Source organism: Mesorhizobium kamtschaticum (genome assembly GCF_056174585.1).
Map to the genome: position 1 here is coordinate 1073776 of NZ_CM149691.1, position 21715 is coordinate 1095490.

The window sequence follows — 21715 nt, forward strand, 5'->3', positions numbered from 1 at the left end:
TTCACCTATATATGGGCCAACCCCGAGAGAAAGGAATCCGTAGATGACGGCAAAACAGCCCCCGCATGGCTATGACCCCAAACCCATTCTCGATCTCATCGCCAGCATCGAGGCCGATCTGCAGCGGCTGAAGGGCCTGGTCGAGCAGCAGGTCGAGAAATTCGACCCCGCCAACCCGCACAACAAGGCCCCGGACGGCAAGCTGACCGAGGAAGGCGTCGAGTGCTGCTACCGCATGTTCGACGAAGGCAAGTCACGCTATTCGGTCGCCCAGCAGATGAAGATCTCGTTTGCCGCCGCCACGCATCGGTTCAACAATTGGCGGAAGCTGGGTGGGTCGAAGAGGGAGCGGACGTTGCTTGGGTGAAACAAGAGATGTCGGCGGGGCATCGCCCCCCTCTACCTGCCGGCCATCTCCCCCTCAAGGGGGGAGATTAGGCGCTCAGAGGCCTTCGCCAATCTCAAAGCTTGCAGAAACGAGCGGCACTTCGAACCTGCCAATCTCCCCCCTTGAGGGGGAGATGTCCGGCAGGACAGAGGGGGGCGTGCAGCCGTGGCGTTGGCGACCGCCCCGCCAAACTTTGTAACCATCACATCTTTTCGTTGGCATCGCACGGCCCTTTGCGTGCACCATGGCCGGATCACATCGCTACAGGACCCGCCATGACTACCCCTCCCGGCATCGCCGACATCCATGCCGCCGCAGCCCGGCTTGCCGGCCTGATCGTCGAAACTCCATTGATCGAATCGCAGGAACTCAACAAGCGCTTCGGCGGGCGTATCCTGTTCAAGCCGGAGACGCTGCAGCGTACCGGCTCGTTCAAGTTCCGCGGCGCCTATAACAAGCTGTCGTCGCTGAGCGAGGCGGAACGCAGCCGGGGCGTCGTTGCCTTCTCCTCGGGCAATCATGCGCAAGGGGTCGCCGCTTCGGCGGCCATGTTCGGCGTCAAGGCGGTCATCGCCATGCCTGCCGACGCGCCGGCGATGAAGATCGGCAATGTCCGCAAGATGGGCGCGGAGGTGGTGCCCTTCGACCGTTTTCGCGATGACCGCATGAGCGTGGTTCGCCCCTACATCGAAAAGGGCATGGTGCTGGTGCCGCCCTTCGACGATCCGGCCATCATTGCCGGGCAAGGCACGATCGGCCTTGAACTGACGAGGCAGGCCAGGGCGCTCGGCGTCAGCCTCGATGCCGTCGTCATTCCCTGCGGTGGCGGCGGCCTGTCGAGCGGCATTTCGGTCGCGGTCAAGGATGCCTCGCCCGGCACCGCGGTCTGGGCGGTCGAGCCCGAGCATTTCGACGACACGCGCCGCTCGCTCGCCGCCGGCGCCCGGGTTTCGAACGACCCGGGGTACAGCTCGATCTGCGACGCGATCCTGACCGCCGAACCGGGCGCCATCACCTTCGAGATCAACCGCAAGAACCTCGCCGGCGCCATCGCCGTCTCCGACAAAGCGACGGCGCAGGCGATGCGCGACGCCATGGCCTATCTGAAGCTGGTGGTCGAACCCGGCGGCTGCGTCGCGTTTGCCGCGCTGTCATCGGGCGAGATCGAGCTGTCCGGCAAATGCGTTGCCGTCGTGCTGTCCGGCGGCAATGTCGATTTCAGCACATACGCGGAGATCATGGCGGCCGCCTGAACAGCCGGGGCGCCAGCAAACTTTTTGAGCGGAATAGGGCAATCGACCGCTACGGCTCACGCTTGATCTATTGCAAAGTTTGTGAGCGCCCGTACCTTAGTTTGAGTGGAAAATTGGGTACATTATGGGCTCTTCGATTTACCAGACTACGAGGCAAAAACTGTTCGGGCATGGCGTGAGAAACACGAGTGACGGCCGCCTCACCCTTATCGACAAGAGACTATTTCTTTTGTTCGTCAAACTCGAACGGGCGCAGCGGCTGAAATACTTTGATGCCGTCGAAACGGCAGTTCATGCCATTGAGGCATACGCAAAATCCATTGGAAAACCGCAGATAGCGCTTTTTGCCTACATGTATGTGTATTTTTCCGACGGCACGCCCAAAATAACCGAATGCGACGAAGTCCTTGAGGGTGGGGGTGTCAAGAAAACAAAGGAATATCGACGACCGGTTACGGATGAGGAGATCGCCATCGCTGCATGGGCCGGCGTCAAATTCGACAGGTACCGAGATAGCTTCTTTCACGCGTTGTACATCAATCAGCAGTGAACAGTGACCCGACACAGCCCGGCGGGCTGCCTCCGTGCGAGCGCCGATCAGTCCAGCGTGCGCCTGAAGCGCAAAAGCGCGGTGCCCGCGAACACCAGCACGAACACGACCAGCCAGCCGATCTCGGCGGCGATGGCATGGAAGTCGGCACCCTTCAGCATCACCGCGCGGGTGATGCGCAGGAAATGCGTCAGCGGGAAGATTTCGCCCAGCGCCTGGGCCCAGCCCGGCATGCCGCGATAGGGGAACATGAAGCCGGACAAGAGCAGCGACGGCAGGAAGAAAAAGAAGGTGAGCTGCATCGCCTGCATCTGCGAGCGGGCCATGGTCGAGATGGTGTAGCCGAGCAGCACCAGCGACAGCACAAAGACGAGCACCGACGACAGCAGCAGCGTCAGGCTGCCGACGAACGGGATATCAAACAAAAGCTTCGCCGCCACCAGCACCACGGCAACCTGCACCGCGCCGACGACAAGGAAGGGCAGCACCTTGCCCAGCATGATCTCGGCCGGGCTGGACGGCATGGCGAGCAGGTTCTCCATCGTGCCGCGCTCGGTTTCGCGGGTCAGCGCCATCGCCGTCATCATCACCATCGTCATCTGCAGGATGACGCCGAGCAGGCCAGGCACGATGTTGTATTGCGAAATGCCTTCGGGATTGTAGCGCTGGTGCACCACCACCTGCAGCTGCTGCCTGGCGTTCTCGGCGGCCGCCGCCTGCATGCCCTGGGCGCGCAGCAGCGCCTGGCTTGCCACCGTGCTCAGCGTGGAAATGGCGCCGCTCGCCGCCGAGGGATCGGTCGCGTCGGCCTCGATCAGGATCTGCGGATTGTCGCCGCGCTCGACACGGTTGGCGAAGTCGGCCGGGATGGTGACGACGAAGGAGACGTCGCCGCGCGCCATCAGGAATTCAGCCTCTTCGGCGCTCGCCGTCACATGGTTGAAACGATAGTAACCCGTCACCTGCAGCGCGGAGACCATGGCGCGCGTGTACTGGTCGTTGCTCATCGCCACCAGCGCCGTCGGCAAGCCCTTCGGATCGTTGTTGATGGCAAAGCCGAACAGAACCAGCTGCAGCAGCGGCACGCCGAGCATCATGGCGAAGGTGATGCGGTCGCGCCGCATCTGGATGAACTCCTTGATCAGCAGCGCGCCGAGCCGGGCGAAGGAGAAGACGCTGTTCATGCCATATTGTCCTTCGACCCCGACATGAACTGGATGAAAACGTCCTCCAGGCTGGTTTCGCCGGGCGCCACCGTCACGCCCTCGTGCTCCTTCTCGACACCGGCAAGGGCTGCTTCGAGCTTCTTCCTGTCGGAACCGACGACATGCAGCGTGGCGCCAAACGGCGCCACCTGGTCGACGCCTGCGCGGCCCTGCAGTTCTTCGGCCACCTTGGCGAGCTGCGGACCCTGCACCACGAAGGTGGTCAGGCCGGCATTCTTCACCACCTCGGCGACGGTGCCGGTGGCCAGCATCTTGCCATAGGAGATGTAGCTGATGCGGTGGCAGCGCTCGGCTTCGTCCATGTAGTGGGTGGAGACCAGCACGGTCAGCCCGCCGCTGGCGAGGCGATGGATCTCGTCCCAGAACTCGCGCCGCGCCTTTGGATCGACACCAGCCGTCGGCTCGTCGAGCAAAAGCAGCTTCGGCTTGTGCATGATGCAGGCGGCCAGCGCCAGCCGCTGCTTCCAGCCGCCGGACAGCGTGCCGGCCAGCTGGTTGCGCCGCGAGGTCAGGCCGAGCTCTTCCAGCGTCCTCGCAACGTATTCGCCGACCGGCTTCAACTGGTAGAGCCGCGCCACGAATTCGAGGTTCTCGCCGATGGTCAGATCCTCGTAGAACGAGAATTTCTGCGTCATGTAGCCGACTTCGCGCTTGATGCTGAGCGAGTCGGTGCGGATGTTGAAGCCCAGCACCGTGCCTTCGCCCTCATCCGGCGTCAGCAGGCCGCACATGATGCGGATGGTTGTCGTCTTGCCCGAACCGTTGGGGCCGAGGAAGCCGACGATCTCACCTTCGGCGACCGACATCGTCACATGGTCGACGACGGTCTTGTCGCCGAAGCGCTTGACCAGGCCGTGAACGTCGATGGCGTTCATTTTGCCGTTTCCGCAAGATCGACGTCGACGATCTGGCCAGGCTGCAGCAGGCCGGCATCGCCCTCCGGCCGTGCCTCGACCAGATAGACCAGCTTCTGCCGGTTCTCGAGCGAGTAGATCACCGGCGGGGTGAATTCGGGATCGGGCGAGACATAGCTGACGCGCGCCTTCACGTCTGGACCGCAGCCGTCGCAATGAACGCTGAGCAGGCTGCCGATCTTGATGGAGGAGAAGGCGGCCTCCGGTATATAGACGCTGAGCTTCACCGCGCCGTCAGGCAGCATCGAGATGACCGGCGCGGTCGGGCCGGCGGTGTCGCCGGGATTGCGGATGACGTCGTTGACGCGGCCGGGCGAGGGTGCTGCCAACACCCGTTTCGACAATCGCCATTGCGCTTGCTCCAGCGTCGACTGCGCCTGCTTGACCTGGTTGTCGGCGGCCTTGATCGTCTCGGGGCGCCCCGGCAGGCCGCCGACGGCGAGATTGGCCTCGGCCTGGCCGACCTGGGCGTCTGCGGTCTCCAGCGTCGCCGAGGCGGTGTCGTAGTCGGCCTGCGTGCCGGCGCCGCGCTTGAACAGATCGGCGGCGCGGTCGTATTTGCGCTTGGCGTCGGCCGCCTGGGCTCTCGCCATGTCGACCTCGGCCTTCAGCACGGCGATCTCTTCCGGCCGCTTGCCGACCTGCAGATCGGCGAGCTGCGCCTGCGCCTGCGCAAGGCCGGCTTCGGCTTGCGCCACCGCGATCCTGGCGTCGGCGCTTTCCAGCGTCACCACCGGCGTGCCCGGGGTGACGCGATCGCCGCGCTTGACGGTAACCGTGTCGACCTGTGCCACCTCGATGGGCGCCAGCAGCACATAATCGCCTTCGACATAGCCGACGGCGAGCGGCGCGGCGGGGGCACAGGCACCGAAGAGCTGAGCGGCAAGCGGCAAGGAACAGAGGAAACTCATTGTTTTGATCCCCTTGGGGGTTTTGATCCCATTCGGGCGGCCAGTATGGCGCTGAGATTGTCTGATACGGCGGACACCACCTTGGCCGCCTCGGCGGCGCCGATGTCGTGCCAACCCATGCGGCGCATCACCGCTTCGCGGCCGATGCGAAAATAGATTACCTGGCCGATCAGCGTGAACACTGTGAGCCGGCTCCGCTCGCTTTCGGCCGGTTCGCCGGTCGCCTGCTCCCAGATCTGGCACAGCCGGCGATGTGTCGGCTCGAACACGCCGTTGTAGATGCGGTCGAGCGCCGCCGTCGGATGCGACAGCTCGCGCAGAACGAATTGCACGATCTCGCCGGCCTGCGGCTGCACCACGATGAAGCCGACCATCCGTTCCAGCGCCGCGAAGAGCAGCAAACGCGCCGCCTCCGGATCGCTTGCCGCCGCGGCTTGACCATTGGCCGGCACTTGGCCGGCGCCCAGCGCTTGGCCAGCAATTGTCTGGATGGTCTCGACGATAAAATCGGCGGCGGCGGCGCGAAGGCCTTCCTTGCCGCCGAAATGATAGGCGATCGAGCCGATATTGGCCTGCGCCTCCGCCGCGATCTCGCGGGTCGAGGTGCCGTCGAACCCCTGCCGCCCGAACAGCTTCAGCGCCGCCCGCACGAGTGCGTCGCGGGTCAGATCCGCCGGAGAGGTGTCGCGACGGGGACTTTTGGGGTCAGGCGATTTGATCATCACCGAACTTTAATCAATCGATTGATTAAAGTCAACTTGTGCGTGACTGTCTTGCCATCGGCTTCGGCAAACGCTTTAGTGCGCGGCCATGGGCAAGGAAGTCGAGCGCAAGTTCCTGGTCTCCAGCACCGCATGGCGGGGCCTGGTCGAGGCGGATATCCGCATCCTCCAGTTCTATCTCGCCACCGCACCTGGGCGAACCGTCCGCATCCGCATCAGCGACGGCGCTTCCGCCAGGCTGACGCTCAAATTCGGCCGAGCCGCGCGCGAGCGTGACGAATTCGAATATCCGATCCCGCTTGCCGAGGCGGTGGAGATGCTGGATTTCGCCATCGGACGTGTCATCGAGAAGACACGTCACCATGTTAGGCATCGCGGCTATCTCTATGAAGTCGATGTCTTTGGCGGTGCACTCGCGGGACTTGTGGTGGCCGAACTCGAGACTCCGGAAGATGTGCCGGACGAAATGCTGCCTGACTGGCTCGGCCGTGAAGTGACCGGCGAGCAGAAATTCTACAACGCGTCGCTCGCCCTCGGGGGGATACCGGAGATCGCCGCATGAGCTTTCGCATCGACCCGCGCCTGCCGCTGACCGGCGAGGTCAGGCGCATCCTGGCCGAGGAAATCGGCAAGGCGCTCCAGCATCTGGATGCGGCGCGCAGCCGGCCGGAACAGGGGCTGCACAAATGCCGCAAGCGGCTGAAGAGCGCGCGAGCCTTGCTGCGCCTGGTTCATTCCGGAGACGAAACATTCTGCACGACGGAAAACCAGTGTTATCGCAACGTGGCGGCGCTGCTGGCCGGCCCGCGCGAGGCGACGGCGCTGATCGAGACCGTCGACCGGCTGGCGGCAGCTTTTCCCAAGGAGAGCGCCGATGGCGGGCTCGATGCCGTGCGCGACAGGCTCGTCGCCCGTCAGCACGATCTGCATGAGGGCGCCGGCCTCGAAGCGGCGATCGGCGCGGCGGCCGCCGCCTGCGAAGACGGCATGAAGCGGATCGAAAGCCTTGGCTTGCCCGACCAACCGGAACAGGCGGCCGACGTGCTTGCCGAAGGCGCCCGCGTCACCTTGCGCCGTGCCAGGAAAGCGCTCGACAGGGCCGGCGTGCGCGGCGAAGCCAATGATTTCCACGATTTACGCAAGGCGGCCAAGACGCATGGCATGCACCTGTCGCTGCTGGGCAGGCTTTGGCCGACGCCGATCAAGGCGCGGCGCAAGGCGGTCGATGAACTCGGCGAGCGGCTCGGCGAACTGCATGACTTGTTCGTCATGCGCGCGCTGCTCGAGGCCGACGACGAGCCGCTTGGGCCGCACGAGGACACAAAGCTTCTCGGCAAGCTCTTGAAGCGCTCGGAAAAGAGCCTGAGGAAATCCTGCCTTGCCGAGGCCGCCGAACTGTTCGGCGACAGCCCCAAGCACTCGACGAAGAAGCTCGCCCGCAAGGCGCGCGATGACCTTGCCGGCGCTCCGTCTTCGGACGATTTGGCCGCCGCTGCCAACTGACGGATGTTCGGCTGGCGCCCAGGCGTCAGTATATGGTATTCGCCGTATGGCATGACTGCGCCCAGCGACACGCTCCTGGACCGACTCGGTCGCTGGCTCGCCGGCCGGCTGCAGGAAGAGTCCTCCGGCTATGAACCCTACACCCCGTCGGACCCTGAAACGCTGCGCCGGACGCTGGAACCCGGCGACATCCTGCTGATCGAGGGCAACCAGAAGATCTCGGCGGCGATCAAGTATCTCACCCAGTCGACCTGGTCGCACGCAGCCTTTTATATCGGCGACACGTTGCCCGAGCCGGAAGACGGCGCGGAGCGGCCGCGGCTGATCGAGGTCACGATCGGCGAAGGCTGCGTGGCGGTGCCATTGTCGCGCTACCGCACCTACAACACCCGTATCTGCCGGGCGAATGGCCTGACACCGGAAGACCGCGACAAGGTCGTCGGCTTCATGGTCGGCAAGCTCGGCCTGAAATACGACCTCAAGAACATTTTCGACATGCTGCGCTATTTCCTGCCGACGCCGCCGGTGCCGGTGCGCTGGCGCCGCCGCATGCTGGCCTTCGGCTCCGGCGACCCGACACGCGCCATCTGCTCGACGCTGATCGCCGAGGCCTATGGCCAGATCCGCTATCCGATCCTGCCCGAGATCGCCCGCGCGCCCGGCCGTGCCTCGGCGCAGTCAAACTATTCGCGCAAGGAAATCCTGCACATCCGCCACCACTCGCTGTACACGCCGCGCGATTTCGACCTGTCGCCCTATTTCCGCATCGTCAAGCCGACGCTGGAATATGGTTTCGACTACAGGGCGGTGACCTGGGACGACAAGGCAAGCACAGACGCCGAAGCCGCAAAGGCTGGAGCAATCGCCTCAGACACGTGATGGCTTCGGCCTGGGTCAGGACATGCCCTATAGCGCGGCCTATCCGGCCGAGGCGCAGGCGTCTCAAATGGCGGCCTACATCATGCCGAAACCGCAACAGCGCCCTGGTTTTCGGCTCTGTGTTCGACCCAGACGTGGACCGGTTCGTCCCGGCCGCGGATGCTCACCGGTCCATGATCGCGCGCATTCAACTGTGTCGTGGGCGATTCCGCCTTCGCGGCCTCAATCAGTCGTGACCCAAAGCAAATATTCGCCTGAAGCTCCCGGCAGAGCGACTGCAAACGGCTGGCGACGTTGACGGTGTCGCCCACCACCGCGAAGGACAGATTGCGCTCGCTGCCGACCGCGCCGATGACGACTGCGCCATATTGCGCGCCGATGCGAACGTCCAGCGGCGGATATCCCCTGGACACACGCTGGACATTCCAGTCTTCGAGAGCGGCGATCATCGCTTCAGCGCACTGGATGGCGCGAGTCGCGTCGTCCTGGCTGGCTAGCGGAACCCCGAATGTCGCCATGATGCAATCGCCGATATAGTTATCGACGGTGCCATGGTGATCGAAAACGACCTGCTCCATGCGACGGTGGAACTGACGCAGAAGTTCGAACACTGCTTCGGCCGGATGATCCTCGGAATAGTGTGTGAAGCCGACGATGTCGGCGAACAGCACCGCGATATCCTGCCGGCGGACCGGGCCGAAGGGCTCGTCATCCGTGGCGAGCTGGTCGACGACGTTGGGCGAAAAATGCCGGGCGAGATTGGCGCGTGCGCGCTCTGCCTTGACATAGTCTTCCGACAGACGTCGGGAACGAAAGACGACCAGCGCCATGATCGCGCCGATAATCAGGACAACCAACACGTTGGTCGCCTGCGCGAATGTATCGACGAAATTGGGGTTGAGATAGAGGTTCAGTCGCTCCGTCACCGGCAGCGAATAGAGGTTCGTCGCCGGAATGACGGTTCCTGGGTGAGAAATCACCCATCCCACGCCGATCGTCCACGTCAAGGCCGCGAGCGCGCCGAGATAGAGCGCCAATCGTGTCGAAAGGGTCAGCGCGCCAAGGCATACGAAAATCATCAGGAATTTGAAGCTGCCCTCGCGCAGTTGCATCGCGGCCGGCGCGACCTCCTGGGAAAACGGGTTGGGCGTTACCAGCAGAATGGTCAACAGAATGATGTCCAGCGTACCGACGAGGTAACCGATCCACCATGGCGCCGTGCGACGGCGCGCAAAGAGAAACTGGATCAGGCCGACGAGCTGGAACAGCACGAGGCCCGCCAGCACGAAGAGCAGTGAGGCATCCCAGCGGCTGATCAATGAAAAGAAGCAGGAGATCACAGCGAGCGATGCCGTACGCGCCCAGAACTGCAATGCAGCGCCCTGGCGTTCTGCGCGCGCCCGCAAATTTTTCAGGCGCGAATAGCGGCGAAGTTCAAGCGTTGGTGCGGTCGGCATAGGATCACTTCGATTTGACGGGGACGTGTCACGCATTCGGCAAACCCGCCCTCTACAGCCTGGCAAATCAGTGTGCGAATTCTATCATGAGGTGCCGGATCTGTTCTATCCCAACGCGCCCTACAGGCGCGGTCGGCATCGCTGGCCGCATGGCTGGTCCGGGCGGCAAGCTGGTGGCGAATGGTGGCAGTCGCCGCCGCCGGAGCGGTGCGCGACAAGCTCAGCCGCCAGATGCACTCCTGCTCGGGATGATTGGTCAGGCCGGCAGCGGCCGCCGTCCCTTTGCGGTCACGGCGGGCCGTGCACCCGCATCGCGCGGGTGCGGGCCGATCGGCATGATCGCGGGAAACGGCGTCGCGCCAAAGGCAAACGTAAATTTGTAGCCGGTGAGCCCGTCCTCCGGCGTCGTGTGCTGGTCATGATGGGCGAGCAGTTTCACGCGCTCGGCCAGATCTTCCGCCTCGCGCCGCACCATTTCCGCCGTCTCCGGCCGCATCCGCCTGGAGAAGCTGAGGAAGGTCGCCTCCTTCTCGATATGGGTGATGGCCCAGCCGATGAAATTCTTGTTGGTCATCTCGAACAGCGGCCTGAGCGGCCCTTCGAAATTCCACTGGATCGGCGTCTCGACCAGCAATCTTGCCGTGAGACCCCGGCCGAGCGCGATCAGCCCGAGCTCCTCAAGGTCGCGCAGATACAGGAACATCGAGGCCTCGCTCAAACCTTGCGAGCGCATGATGCCTTCAGGCGTGAACTTTTCCGACAGCATGACGAAGATGAACAGCAGCGCCGGCCGGCCGGCGAGCCGGCGCTCGATCTCCGGCGCGATGTGGTTGACCGGCCCCGGCCCGCGGTTCATCGAGCCGAGCACGTTTTCCAGTTCGACGCCGGCGGCGACGCAGATCTCCACCAGCCGGTCGAGCTTGCAGTTCTTCTCGTGGAAGATGCGCTTCACCGTCGGCTCGGAAACGCCCATACGTTCGGCGAGTTCGCGATAGGTGACACCCCTGGCCTTCAGCGTCCGCTTCAGCGCCTCGAAGATCAGAGCGTTCATGGCGTGCACCTCTTGCCGGCGGTTTCGTATCGATATTCGATACTAGCGGTAATCGAGCTTCCAGAAAAGTATCGACAATCCTAGCTCTCCGCCTGTCATCACAGGAGAACAGCCATGAAACGTCTCATCCTCTCAGCCTTTGCCGCCGCCATCGGCATCGCGGCCGCACCAGCCGCCCAGGCCGGCGAGCTCTGGCGCGCGACGGGCCTCGAACAGCCGGAATCGGCTCTGTTCGACGCTGCCAACAACCGCATCATTGTCTCCAACATCGTCGGTAATGCCGGCGATGTAGACGGCAACGGTTATCTCAGTGTGCTGTCCCTGGACGGCAAGATTGTCACCCAGCGCTGGACCGACGGCATGGACGCGCCCAAGGGCATGGCGATATCGGGCGGCAAGCTCTACGTCGCCGACATCACCAAGGTCCGAATCGTCGATCTCGCCAGCGGCAAGCTGATCGCCAGCATCGTGGTGCCGAATGCCGTCTTCCTCAACGACATGACCTCCGACGACACGGGCAAGGTCTATGTCAGCGACATGCTGGCCGACACGATCTACCGCATCGACGGCGACAGACCGGAGCTGTTCGTCAGGGATGCTTTGCTCGCCTCGCCCAACGGCGTCTTCGCCGATGGCAACAGGCTGATCGTCGCCTCCTGGGCAAGGGCATCAAGCCCGACTTCAGCACGGCCGAGCCGGGCGGGCTGCTGGCCGTCGACCTCGCCAGCAAGGCGATTTCACCGTTGCCCGGCGCCCAAAAATTCGCCGACCTCGACGGCGTCATCGTCCTCGGCGACAGCATCTATGCCACCGCCTACATGACCGGCACGCTCTACCGCTACAAAGCCGGCGGAACGCCGGAAGCGGTGGCGCATTTCAAGCCGGGCAGCGCCGACATCGGCACCGACGGCAAGTCGATCCTCTACGTGCCGCTGATGAATGAGGGCGAGGTCGCGGCGCTGAAGCTCGATTGAGAGCTGGCGCGTCGATCCGCGAGGCCTTCGCTAACAGCCGTCGATGGACCGTGATATCACCGTCCATCGACGGCGACGGTCAAGGAGGCTTGCCATGGAAGATCGGGAGATTCGCGCCGCCCTGGATCGCCACTGGGCTGCCTCCGATGCCGATGACTTCGAGACGGAGCACGAGATCTACCAGGAGGATGCGGTGCTCGACTATCCGCAATCGGGCGAGCGCATCCGCGGGCGGCGCAACATCCAGTCGTCGCGCGCCGCGCAGCCTAACCGCAAGCGTTTTGCCGTGCGCCGGATCGTCGGCGCTGAAGACCTCTGGGTCACCGAATATGTCCTGACCTATGACGGGCGGCCCTCCTACACGGTCAGCATCATGGAATTCCTCGACGGCAAGGTGGCCCGCGAGACCCAGTATTTCAGCGATCCGTTCGAACCGGGACCGTCGCGCGCGCAATGGGTCGAGCGGATACCTTGAGCCACAGGGACGATCATCCGCCGATCGCTCGTTCGGAGCTGCCTGACGATACGGCCGCTCTCGCCCGCTACCTCATCGGCAAGCTGGTGATGCGCGACTTGCCCGAAGGCATCGTCAGCGGCCGCATCGTCGAGACCGAGGCCTATGTCGTCGGCGATGCCGCCGGGCATGGTTTCAGGGGGATGACCCCGCGCAACCGTTCGCTGTTCCTCGAGTCCGGCCACGCCTATGTCTATCTCGCCTATGGCACCTCCATGATGCTGAATGTCTCCAGCGAGATGGAAGGTATCGGCACCGGCGTCCTGATCCGGGCGCTTGAGCCGCTCGACGGCATTGCCATCATGCGCCAGAACCGCGGCGTCGAGCGCCTGCGCGACCTGGCGCGCGGGCCGGGACGGCTGGCGGCGGCGTTGCGGATCGATCGTTCGCTCGACGGGCTCGACCTCTGCCGGAAAGGCCCACTATGGCTCGCAAGCGATGACCACGACCCCGGCGAGATCGGGCAGAGCACCAGGATCGGCATTTCCAGGGATGCCGACCGGCCGCTGCGATTTTATGTCAGGGGCAGCCCGTTCGTCAGCGGTCCGAGATCGCTTCAGGAATAAGAGACCAGCCAGCTTTCGCGGCGCGACGCGCTCAGACGGCGATTTGAAGCGTTCCGTAGCGCTTGACCTCGGCCTCGATCTCCCGGACCAACGTTTCTAGCGCGGGATTTCTGGGGGCACGCGCGCGTCTGATGACATAGGCAAGGTCTGGAGGCTTGGGGAATTTGTTGTCGACGATCTCCATGTCGGGCTGCAGGTAGCGCTGGCTCAAGAGTGCGACGCCGAGCCCGGCGGTCACGCCCGCAACGATTCCGGCTGCGCTGGAGCATTCGAACACGGTCTCGAACACCGTATCCTCGTCCTGCCCGACGTCGATGCCCCAGCGCCGGTAAAAGCAATTTTCATCGAAGGAAAGAAACGGAACCGGCTTCCCGCTCGACAGAACCAGGTCGCGCGATTTCACCCAATGCAGCGTCTCGCGGAACAGGAGGATGTCGGCGGGGCGGACCTCGTGCTGGAATACCTGGATGATGGCGGCATCAAGGGCTCCCTGGCTGAGCTGCTCCTGCAGCACCAGGCTCATGCGCACCTGCGTGCGGACGCTCACCTCCGGGTGGAGCCGGCGAAACCGGCCGAGAATGCGCGAAAGGTCCGTGCAGGTCGTATCCTCGGTCATTCCCAGCGCGATCTTGCCTTGCAACGGGCTTTTCGACAGGCTCAGCACCGCCTCGTCATGGATGCCCAGAATGCGCCGCGCATAGCCAAGCAGATCCTGCCCGGCCGTGGTGAACATCGGCGTGTTTGCTTTCCGGCTGAGGATTTCGCAGTCGAGACTCGTTTCAAGTCTCCTGATCTTGTGACTGACGGCCGACTGCGACAGGCCGAGAATTTCGGCCGCGCGCGTCACGCCGCCATGCTTTTCGATCGCGACCAGTGCGCGTAGGGCGTCGACATCCAGGCGGCGGCTCATCAGTCCGGCCATGACAATCCTCGTTCGAAACAAAAGCAAGGCGCCGATTTCTGATCCACAGGCGCCTCTCAAGCAACATTGTATGCTCGTTTTAGCGGCTATGTCATGAATGTATCGAAATTTGTCATGTGCAAACGAGTGTTGGCGTCTCCAATAGTCCGAGCCAACATCGGCCGTGCTCCGCTTCGGGGGCCATGGGCGGCCTGAACAAAGAGATCCCATGACGCTCCGGCAAACCAAAACCCATCGCCTCGTATGGCCGATAATGGCGACGGCGCTGGTCGTAAGCTGGAGTTCCGGCTTCGTCGGCATCCGCTATGCCAGCGAGAATGCCGATGTCATGCTGGTGCTGTTCTGGCGCACCTTGATGTCCGGATTGGTCCTCTTGCCATTTGCTCTCCTGATCGGACCCCGCATAAGCGCGCGTGCCTTGATCCAGCAGATGGTCTTCGGCGTGGCGATGATGTTCCTCTATCTCTGCGGATTCGCGCTTGCCATCGGCCAGCGCGTGCCGACTGGCCTTGTCGCGCTGATTTCCGATCTTGTGCCTCTCGCCATTGCCACCTTGTCGCAGCCGGTGCTGGGACACCGACTGAGCAGGAGACAATGGATCGGAACGGCTCTCGGAGTGGCCGGCGTGCTCATCGTCTCGCTGGACAATTTGACCCTTGGGACGGCCCCGGTCTGGGCATATGCGTCGACAGTCGCTTCCATGACGGTTTTGGCGCTGGCAACGGTGGTGCAGAAGCGGATGGGGACGATCCATTTGCCCATCCATCAGAGCCTGTGCATTCAATGCTTGACGGCGGCGATCCTTTTCGCCGCTTGCGCCGAATGGAATGGCGGGCTGATGCCGCCCCTCGATACCCGTTTCGGGTTCGGCATCGCCTGGCTGACGCTGTTTTCGACCTTCTTCTGCTACGGCACGTACTATGCAAGCCTGCGCCTCTACACGGCCTCACAGGTCAGCAGTGTGATCTATCTCAGCCCGCCGGTGACGATGCTCTGGGGCTGGTCGATGTTCGGCGAGCCGCTTTCGAAGGCGATGTTGGTTGGCCTTGCGGTGACACTGTTCGGCGTCTGGTTCGCCGCGTCGGGCAGCGCGGCGTCGAAGGACTTTCAGCTCAGTCAGCATCATGTCGGCTAATCACCGAGGCGAGATCGGCCTCATGATTGATCGCGATCCACGCCGGCGTCGCTTCACTCACGGACATCAAGGAGGTAACCCATGAAACTCACAGATTTCAAAGCCCTGACCTTCGACTGCTACGGCACCCTTATCGATTGGGAATCCGGCATGATCGCCGGCCTGAAGCCGCTGACAGAAAGGGCTGCCCACAGCTTAGGCCGGAACGAGATACTCGAGGCGCACGCCCGGCACGAATCCAGCCAACAGAAATGGACGCCGGGGAAACGCTACCGCGACCTCCTGCCTATCGTTTACAAACGACTTGCGGAGGAGTGGGGTGTCATCGTCACTCCTGAGGAATGCGTGGCGTATGGCGAAAGCGTGAAGGATTGGCCGGCTTTTGCCGACTCCGCGGAAGCCTTGCGGTATCTCAAAAAACACTACAAGCTGATCATCCTCTCCAACGTCGACAACAAAAGCTTCTCGTTCAGCAACAAGAAGCTCGGCGTGGATTTCGATGCGATCTATACGGCGGAAGATATCGGCTCCTACAAGCCTTCTGACCGCAACTTCGACTATATGCTCGAAAAGCTCGGTACAATCGGGGTCGAGAAGCGACAGATCCTGCACACCGCGGAAAGCATGTTCCACGATCACGCTCCCGCCAAACGCTTCGGCCTGACATCGTGCTGGATCTATCGCCGGCATGCGGATCAGGGCTTCGGCGCGACGATGAACCCGGGCGACGTGCCGGCGGTGGATTTCCGCTTCGACAGCATGGCCGAGCTGGTGAAGGCGCACGCTGAAGAATTGCGGAGCTGATATCCGAGCCGCCAGGCAGCCTGTTGCGTGACAGCACGCGCCGGCCGGGCAGATCCCGATCGCCACCGCGCCTCATTTCGCCGCCAGTTGCGCCCGCGCGTCCTTGATCGAGGCGGCGTAGGTCACCAGCGGGCGTTTGACGCCATGGTTGATCAGGGTGCGCCGTATCTGCGGCGAGGCGCCCGCTATGATGAAGCGGACGCCGGCGCGGCTGGCCTTGTGGGCCGCGCTTTCGATGACATTGGCGGCCGTCGAATCGAAGAGCGGCACGGCGGAACAGTCGAGGATGAAATTCCTGCGCTGGTCGGCGATGCGGTCGAGCACGGTGCCGACGGTCGAGGCGGCGCCGAAGAAGAAGGCGCCGGAGATACGGTAGACGACGGTGTCGGTATCGCTCGCCTCGCTGGCATCATAGGCGCGGCCGCTGCTGTCGGCGACATCGTCCTGCACCAGCGGCACGTCCGCCTCGACCGCGATCGACTTGGCCATGCGGTCGATGAACAGGATCGAGCCGAGCGCGAAGCCGACGACGATGCCTTCGGTCAGGTCGCGGAAGACGACGATCAGGAAGGTCGCCATCAGCACCAGCGCGTCGCCGCGCGAAGCACGCAGCAGCGTGGCAAAAGCCTGTTTCTCGAACATGTTCCAGCAGACCACCGCCAGCACGCCGGCAAGAGCGGCGAGCGGGATGTAGCTGGCCAGCGGCGCCGCCACCAGCATGAAGACCAGCAGGAACAGCGAGTGCAGCATGCCCGAGACCGGCCCATGTGCGCCGGCCCGCACATTGGTGGCGGTGCGGGCGATGGTGCCGGTGGTGCAGATGCCGCCGAACAGCGCCGAGGCGATGTTGGCGAAGCCTTGCGCCACCAGTTCGCAATTGGAGCGGTGCCGCCGTCCGGTCATGCCGTCGGCGACCACGGCCGACAGCAGCGATTCGATGGCGCCGAGCAAGGCAAAGGCAATGGCGTCCGGCAGCACCGCGACCACCTTGCCCAGGCTGAGCGCCGGCAGGGCCGGAAACGGCAGGCTGCGCGGAATGCCGCCATAGCGCGTGCCGATGGTTTCCGCCGGCAGTGCCAGCAGCGCCACCACCAGCGAGGCGAGCCCAACGGCGATCAGCATGCCCGGCCAGCCCGGCCGCCAGCGCTTAACCGCGACGATGGTGCCGATGGTCAGCACCGCCACCAGCGTCGCCGAGATGTTGACCGTGCCGGCTGCATGCCCGATCGCCATCAGTTTCGGCAGCAGCGGCCCAGGCTCCGGACCGCCAAGCTTCAGCCCGAGCAATTCGACGATCTGGCCGGAGAAGATGATGATCGCAATGCCGGCGGTGAAGCCGACCGTCACCGGATAGGGAATGAATTTGATGTAGGTGCCAAGCCTGAGATAACCGATGGCGAGCAGGAAGACCCCGGACATCATCGTCGCCAGCAGCAACCCGTCGACACCTTCGCGTTGCACGGTTGCCGCCACCAGGACGATGAAGGCGCCGGCCGGGCCGCCGATCTGGAAGCGGCTGCCGCCGAGCGCCGATATGATGAAGCCGCCGACGATGGCGGTGAACAGGCCGCGCTCCGGCGTCACGCCCGAGGCAATCGCAATCGCCATCGACAGCGGCAGCGCGACGATGGCGACGGTCAGGCCGGCCATGAAGTCGGCCTTGAACTGCGGCAGGTGATAGCCCTCGCGCCAGACCGTCACCAGCTTGGGCGTGAACAGTTCGGCAAATGTCGGCTTTGCCGACTTTTGAGCCGACTTTTTTGCCGACCCCTGGGCCGATTTGTGGGCCGATTTGTGGGCCGGTTGATGCACTGCCTGACGGGCCTGATCCATGGACTGCCTTCCGAACCTGAAAGGCGGCGGGATCGTCGGCAGGACTGTCGGCGGTCGCCGTCGCGACTTATGCCGGCTCAGCCTTGGGATCTGGCGGCACGGCGGACTTGAGGCGCACGCCCCTGCCGCCACGCTCGCTGGCCTGGTTCTCGCCGATCAACTCCACCCCGGCCTCGTCGAGCGCCTGGATGACCTTCATCAGCGTATCGACCACGCCCCGGACCACGCCGTCGCTCGCTTCCATGCGCTGGATGGTTGGAAGCGAAACACCGGCTCGCTCGGCGAGCGTCTTCTGATCGATGCCGGCCAGCGCCCTTGCGGCGCGCATCTGCGCGGCAGTGATCATCGGTCGGAACCCATGTCTGAGTCTGCTGAAATAACGTATAATACCATTATCATGATGTTTCAAGCATCAATATGAATGCCTGAGACGTAAGCGCCGTCGCCTGATTGTCCATTTTTCGATACTTCCCGAGGAATACGAGCTAGGGTTTCGTCCGTCTGAGGCAGGGGGTAACGCGGTTGAGCATTTTCAAGGCTTTGATGACATCGGCATGCTTGCTGTCGATGGTTCTGGCTCTGGCAGGCTGTGGTGGACACCTGATCAACAGATTGATCTGAGCGCAAGCCTGAGCGGCGCGGTCAGGCGCCATCAGGCATCGTCGCTGACCACCTTGCGCCGCTGCAACATCCGCGCCACCAACCAGCACAACATCGCCCAGGCGAAGCCGGCGCACCAGCCGGCCAGCACGTCCGACGGCCAGTGGACGCCGAGATAGATGCGGCTGACGCCGACCAACACCGTCGTCAGCACGGCCAGCGACAAGACGTAAACCTTGGTCGTCCGGCCAGGCAGGAAGCGCGCCGCGAGCGAACCGAGCGTGAGATAGGTCACCGCCGACAGCATGGCGTGGCCGCTCGGGAACGAGAGCGACGTCTCGTTGACCAGATGCGAAACGAGTTCTGGGCGTGGCCGGTCGACGCCGACCTTGAGCAGGCTCGACAGCACCTGCCCGCCCGCCACGGCGACGAAGATGAGAAGCGCGGTGCCGGGCCTGCGGATCAAAAGCATATAGATGATCGTCGCCGTCGTGATCAGCACCAGCACGCTGGTGCTGCCGAGACTGGTGATGTCGCGCATCGCCCCTTCCAGCCATGGCGGCCCGATCGGAACACCGGGTTGCCCCGCCTGGCGGAAGGCAAGCAGGATTTCGGTGTCGAAGGCGTGCGGCGTGGTGGCCCGTGCCACCTCCATCAATTCCTCGAACCCCCACATCCCGCCAGCGATGACCAGGCCGGCCAGCAGGACCGGGAATTCGATGCGGCTGAGCAGGGTGCTTGCGGTGTCTTTCATCGGATCGGTGTCGCAGCTTTCATTCTATCAACGCCCCTGTAAATAGGGCCCGAGCGTGATCAGCGCCACCGCGGCAATCGCCAGCACGATGCCGCTGGCCTGCAGCGCGTTGACGCGCTCGCCGAAAAACACCAGCGCCACCACGTTGACCGAGACCAGCTGGATGACCGCCGAGAGGCTGAACGACACCGACATGCCGAATTCGCGGATCAGCCGCAGCATGATCAGATTGCCCAGCGAATAGAGCGCGAGCGTCAACAGGATCTTGCCCAGGCTCGGCGCCAGTCCCCATTGCTTGGCGGCGGTCGCCGCCAAAAGGAAGATCACCGTCGAAAAGCCAAGCTGCAGCAATCCCGAAAAACTCAACGTCCGTCCCTCTCGAAGCGGCTGCCGCCGCGTGTGCCGCGGACCTTGTTTCCGAAGCACGCCGAGACGTCAAGCGACCTCGTTCTAACGAAGGTCTTGGCAACGGCAAGACTGAGGCTCAATGTGCCGCTGTCGTCCAGCTGTCGATGGAAGGGCGGCGGGGGGTTAATGAGTCGTATTCTGCAGAACTTGGCGCGGCGCTGGAGCGAGCTTTCTCTTGCCCTGCAATTCCTCGTTGCCGGCGGCTTTGGCCTTCTGGCCGTCATGCTGGTGGTGGGCTCCTGGGTGACGTCGCAGATCCGGGAAGGCGTCATCCGCAATTCGGCCGCCACGACGGCGCTTTATGTCGATAGCGTGATCGCGCCGCTGCTGCCCGACCTGCGCAAGCGCGAGGAGCTCAGCGATTCCGCAAAGCAGGCGCTCGACGAGACGCTCGGCCAGGGCGCGCTCGGCAAGCGCCTGCTCTCGTTCAGGCTCTGGCGGCGCGACGGCACCGTGCTCTATGCGAAAGACGCGACCCTGATCGGCCGCCGCTTCGATCTGACCGACAATCTGCGGTCCGCCTTCCAGGGCAACGTCACCGCCCAATTCGATACGTTCGACGATGAGGAGGAGAAGGAGCAGGCTATCGGCGTGCCGCTGCTGGAGATCTACAATCCCGTGCGCGCGCCCTGGTCCGGCGAGGTGGTGGCCGTCACCGAATTCTACGAGATCGCCAGCGATTTCAAGGCCACGCTGGCTTCCGCCCTGCTGTCGAGCTGGCTGGTCGTGGCCGGCACCACTTTGGCGGCGTTTCTGCTCTTGTCGGGCATCGTGCTGCGCGCCAGCCGCACCATCGACGATCAGCGCGGGGCACTGCGCCGCCAGGTGTCGGAGTTGCAGGGCCTGGTGACGCAAAACAGCGCCTTGCGCCAGCGTGTGCAGCGGGCGTCCCGCCGCGCCACCGCACTCAACGAACGATATTTGCGCCGGATCGGCGCCGACCTGCATGACGGACCGGCGCAACTCGTGGCCCTGGCGGCGCTGCGCATGGACAGCCCGATCTTTTCCGGCGAGGGCGATTGGGGCGAAAGCCGCTCGACAGAGGTCGCGATGATCCGCAAGACGCTGGAGGATGCGATGCGCGAAATACGCGGCATCTGCACCGGCCTCGTGCTGCCGCAGATAGAGACGGCCGCCGCAATGGACATATTGCGGCTGGCCGTCGACGAACATCAGCGCCGGACGGGAACGTCGGTGACGCTCACACTGCCCAGGCATTTGCCGGAACCCGGCGCCTCCGAGAAGATCAGCATCTATCGTTTCGTGCAGGAAGGGCTGAACAATGCCTATCGCCACGGGCGGGCCAGAACCAGGCGGTGCGTGCCGGGATGAAGAATGGCAGGCTTTTTGTCGAGGTGTCGGATGGCGGGCCGGGCTTCGATCCGGCGCGGGCAGAGGGGCTGGGGCTCGCCGGCCTCAGGGAGCGGGTCGAAAGTATCGGCGGCCACTTCGAGACCCTGACCGGAGCGCACGGCACGCGATTGGTGATCAGTCTTTCGGTCGAGGAGCAAGCATGATCGGCACCATTCGCATCGCTATTGTCGACGATCATCCGCTGTTTCGCGAAGGCGTGTCGCGCAGCCTGTCGGAGATCGGAGGTTTCGAGATCGTCGGCGAGGGTGCGACGGCGCAGGACGCCGAACGCATCGCCTCGACCGTGCAGCCCGACATATTGCTGCTCGACATTTCCATGCCGGGCGGCGGCCTGACCGCGGTTGCAAGCATCCTTGCCGACCATCCCGCGCAGAAGATCGTCATGCTGACCGTTTCGGAGGCCAATACCGATGTAACCAAGGCCCTGAACGCAGGGGTGCAAGGCTATATCCTCAAGGGTGTCGGGTCGCGCGCGCTCGCCGACATCCTGCGCAACGTGGCGGCCGGTGAGAGCTATCTTACGCCGACGCTGTCGGCGCGGCTGCTTTCCGATCTCCAGTCGCCGCACCCTGTCGACGGCGTGGCGGATCGGTTGCGGCACCTGACCGAACGACAGACGGAAATCCTGCGGCTGGTGGCGGAAGGCCTCAGCAACAAGGAGGTTGCCTTGCGCCTGGAGCTGCAGGAGAAGACGGTCAAGCACCACATGACCGGGGTACTGTCGAAACTCCATGTGCGAAACCGCACTGAAGCGGCTCTGATGATGCGCGAGCTGCGCGACCGGGACGGGAACCGCTCTTAGGGCAATTCCAGGAAAAGTATGAAGCGGTTTTTCCCGGGGAAAGCACGCTTTCCCCCGAGGATTTCGCCAAAACAAAGAGTCAGACCATCGCCGAACCGCGCGGTGGCCGGACAAAAAGAAGTCACCTCCGCCGGGGGCGGCGGAGATGACTTGTGAAGCTGGTCGTTGCCTGTTG

At 63.6% G+C, this 21715-nt stretch carries 24 protein-coding genes and 1 pseudogene; 14 read left to right on the plus strand and 11 right to left on the minus strand.

Annotated elements, in window-relative coordinates; genetic code table 11:
• The first annotated feature begins 43 nt into the window (after window positions 1-43).
• The 3 genes from AC0V7N_RS05100 to AC0V7N_RS05110 all read left to right on the plus strand — a co-directional run bounded on the left by AC0V7N_RS05100 (window position 44) and on the right by AC0V7N_RS05110 (window position 2191).
• Window positions 44-367 carry a hypothetical protein gene (locus tag AC0V7N_RS05100; protein ID WP_475455289.1) on the plus strand — a complete coding sequence of 108 codons (324 nt, stop codon included), beginning with the start codon at window positions 44-46 and terminating at the stop codon, window positions 365-367.
• 296 nt (window positions 368-663) lie between these two features.
• Window positions 664-1641 carry a threonine/serine dehydratase family protein gene (locus AC0V7N_RS05105; RefSeq protein WP_475455291.1) on the plus strand — a complete coding sequence of 326 codons (978 nt, stop codon included), beginning with the start codon at window positions 664-666 and terminating at the stop codon, window positions 1639-1641.
• Between the two features lie 229 nt (window positions 1642-1870).
• A complete protein-coding gene (locus AC0V7N_RS05110; RefSeq protein WP_475455293.1) occupies window positions 1871-2191 on the plus strand; it encodes a hypothetical protein in 321 nt (106 codons plus the stop codon).
• 47 nt (window positions 2192-2238) lie between these two features.
• Here AC0V7N_RS05110 and AC0V7N_RS05115 read toward each other — a convergent pair whose 3' ends face one another.
• The 4 genes from AC0V7N_RS05115 to AC0V7N_RS05130 are packed head-to-tail and all read right to left on the minus strand — an operon-like array spanning window position 2239 to window position 5964.
• A complete protein-coding gene (locus AC0V7N_RS05115) occupies window positions 2239-3375 on the minus strand; it encodes an ABC transporter permease (RefSeq protein WP_475455295.1) in 1137 nt (378 codons plus the stop codon).
• Window positions 3372-4292, minus strand: coding sequence for an ABC transporter ATP-binding protein (locus tag AC0V7N_RS05120; RefSeq protein ID WP_475455297.1), 921 nt, complete (start codon window positions 4290-4292; stop codon window positions 3372-3374). The genes AC0V7N_RS05115 and AC0V7N_RS05120 overlap by 4 nt, the downstream gene beginning before the upstream one ends.
• Entirely contained in the window at window positions 4289-5242 is a 954-nt protein-coding gene (locus AC0V7N_RS05125; protein WP_475455299.1) for an HlyD family secretion protein, read from the minus strand. The genes AC0V7N_RS05120 and AC0V7N_RS05125 overlap by 4 nt, the downstream gene beginning before the upstream one ends.
• The gene (locus tag AC0V7N_RS05130) at window positions 5239-5964 is read right to left on the minus strand and encodes a DUF1956 domain-containing protein (protein ID WP_475455301.1); all 726 of its coding nucleotides are present in this window, start codon (window positions 5962-5964) and stop codon (window positions 5239-5241) included. Before AC0V7N_RS05130 ends, AC0V7N_RS05125 begins: the two co-directional genes overlap by 4 nt.
• Before the next feature lie 88 nt (window positions 5965-6052).
• On the opposite strand from AC0V7N_RS05130, the gene AC0V7N_RS05135 reads away from it, so the two are divergent.
• The 3 genes from AC0V7N_RS05135 to AC0V7N_RS05145 are packed head-to-tail and all read left to right on the plus strand — an operon-like array spanning window position 6053 to window position 8346.
• The gene (locus AC0V7N_RS05135) at window positions 6053-6526 is read left to right on the plus strand and encodes a CYTH domain-containing protein (RefSeq protein ID WP_496627740.1); all 474 of its coding nucleotides are present in this window, start codon (window positions 6053-6055) and stop codon (window positions 6524-6526) included.
• Complete coding sequence (locus AC0V7N_RS05140; RefSeq protein WP_475455303.1) at window positions 6523-7467, plus strand: CHAD domain-containing protein; 945 nt, start codon at window positions 6523-6525, stop codon at window positions 7465-7467. Before AC0V7N_RS05135 ends, AC0V7N_RS05140 begins: the two co-directional genes overlap by 4 nt.
• A gap of 51 nt (window positions 7468-7518) precedes the next feature.
• A complete protein-coding gene (locus AC0V7N_RS05145; RefSeq protein WP_475455305.1) occupies window positions 7519-8346 on the plus strand; it encodes a YiiX/YebB-like N1pC/P60 family cysteine hydrolase in 828 nt (275 codons plus the stop codon).
• An 80-nt stretch (window positions 8347-8426) separates the two neighbouring features.
• Here the strand turns inward: AC0V7N_RS05145 and AC0V7N_RS05150 are convergent, their stop codons facing one another.
• The gene (locus AC0V7N_RS05150; protein ID WP_475455307.1) at window positions 8427-9803 is read right to left on the minus strand and encodes an adenylate/guanylate cyclase domain-containing protein; all 1377 of its coding nucleotides are present in this window, start codon (window positions 9801-9803) and stop codon (window positions 8427-8429) included.
• Between the two features lie 256 nt (window positions 9804-10059).
• The gene (locus AC0V7N_RS05155; RefSeq protein WP_475455309.1) at window positions 10060-10854 is read right to left on the minus strand and encodes a helix-turn-helix domain-containing protein; all 795 of its coding nucleotides are present in this window, start codon (window positions 10852-10854) and stop codon (window positions 10060-10062) included.
• 114 nt (window positions 10855-10968) lie between these two features.
• Between AC0V7N_RS05155 and AC0V7N_RS05160 the strand changes: the two genes are divergently transcribed.
• The 4 genes from AC0V7N_RS05160 to AC0V7N_RS05175 all read left to right on the plus strand — a co-directional run bounded on the left by AC0V7N_RS05160 (window position 10969) and on the right by AC0V7N_RS05175 (window position 12908).
• A complete protein-coding gene (locus AC0V7N_RS05160) occupies window positions 10969-11676 on the plus strand; it encodes an SMP-30/gluconolactonase/LRE family protein (RefSeq protein WP_496627741.1) in 708 nt (235 codons plus the stop codon).
• Window positions 11598-11828 carry a hypothetical protein gene (locus AC0V7N_RS05165; protein ID WP_496627742.1) on the plus strand — a complete coding sequence of 77 codons (231 nt, stop codon included), beginning with the start codon at window positions 11598-11600 and terminating at the stop codon, window positions 11826-11828. Before AC0V7N_RS05160 ends, AC0V7N_RS05165 begins: the two co-directional genes overlap by 79 nt.
• A gap of 94 nt (window positions 11829-11922) precedes the next feature.
• Window positions 11923-12303, plus strand: a complete 381-nt coding sequence (locus AC0V7N_RS05170) for a nuclear transport factor 2 family protein (RefSeq protein ID WP_475455313.1) — start codon at window positions 11923-11925, stop codon at window positions 12301-12303.
• Window positions 12282-12908 (plus strand): DNA-3-methyladenine glycosylase, encoded by a 627-nt coding sequence (locus AC0V7N_RS05175; RefSeq protein ID WP_475455315.1) that lies wholly within the window; start codon window positions 12282-12284, stop codon window positions 12906-12908. The genes AC0V7N_RS05170 and AC0V7N_RS05175 overlap by 22 nt, the downstream gene beginning before the upstream one ends.
• A gap of 31 nt (window positions 12909-12939) precedes the next feature.
• On the opposite strand, the gene AC0V7N_RS05180 is transcribed toward AC0V7N_RS05175, so the two are convergent.
• Window positions 12940-13830, minus strand: a complete 891-nt coding sequence (locus AC0V7N_RS05180) for a LysR family transcriptional regulator (RefSeq protein ID WP_475455317.1) — start codon at window positions 13828-13830, stop codon at window positions 12940-12942.
• A 208-nt stretch (window positions 13831-14038) separates the two neighbouring features.
• Between AC0V7N_RS05180 and AC0V7N_RS05185 the strand changes: the two genes are divergently transcribed.
• Together AC0V7N_RS05185 and AC0V7N_RS05190 are read left to right on the plus strand one after the other, a co-directional pair.
• On the plus strand, window positions 14039-14965 hold the full coding sequence (locus tag AC0V7N_RS05185; RefSeq protein ID WP_475455319.1) for a DMT family transporter: 927 nt from the start codon (window positions 14039-14041) through the stop codon (window positions 14963-14965).
• Between the two features lie 81 nt (window positions 14966-15046).
• Entirely contained in the window at window positions 15047-15769 is a 723-nt protein-coding gene (locus AC0V7N_RS05190) for a haloacid dehalogenase type II (protein ID WP_475455321.1), read from the plus strand.
• Window positions 15770-15841: 72 nt separating this feature from the next.
• Here AC0V7N_RS05190 and AC0V7N_RS05195 read toward each other — a convergent pair whose 3' ends face one another.
• From AC0V7N_RS05195 to AC0V7N_RS05210, 4 genes are all read right to left on the minus strand, one after another.
• Window positions 15842-17602, minus strand: a complete 1761-nt coding sequence (locus tag AC0V7N_RS05195; protein WP_475455323.1) for a SulP family inorganic anion transporter — start codon at window positions 17600-17602, stop codon at window positions 15842-15844.
• A gap of 67 nt (window positions 17603-17669) precedes the next feature.
• Window positions 17670-17948 (minus strand): helix-turn-helix domain-containing protein, encoded by a 279-nt coding sequence (locus AC0V7N_RS05200; RefSeq protein WP_063169634.1) that lies wholly within the window; start codon window positions 17946-17948, stop codon window positions 17670-17672.
• Between the two features lie 306 nt (window positions 17949-18254).
• On the minus strand, window positions 18255-18956 hold the full coding sequence (locus tag AC0V7N_RS05205; protein ID WP_475455326.1) for a phosphatase PAP2 family protein: 702 nt from the start codon (window positions 18954-18956) through the stop codon (window positions 18255-18257).
• Between the two features lie 27 nt (window positions 18957-18983).
• Complete coding sequence (locus tag AC0V7N_RS05210; protein ID WP_027054900.1) at window positions 18984-19322, minus strand: hypothetical protein; 339 nt, start codon at window positions 19320-19322, stop codon at window positions 18984-18986.
• A gap of 168 nt (window positions 19323-19490) precedes the next feature.
• Here AC0V7N_RS05210 and AC0V7N_RS05215 point away from each other — a divergent pair.
• Window positions 19491-20881: pseudogene (locus AC0V7N_RS05215) on the plus strand (sensor histidine kinase).
• Window positions 20878-21540, plus strand: coding sequence for a response regulator (locus tag AC0V7N_RS05220; protein ID WP_475455331.1), 663 nt, complete (start codon window positions 20878-20880; stop codon window positions 21538-21540). The pseudogene AC0V7N_RS05215 and the gene AC0V7N_RS05220 overlap by 4 nt, the downstream one beginning before the upstream one ends.
• The last annotated feature ends 175 nt before the right edge of the window (window positions 21541-21715 follow it).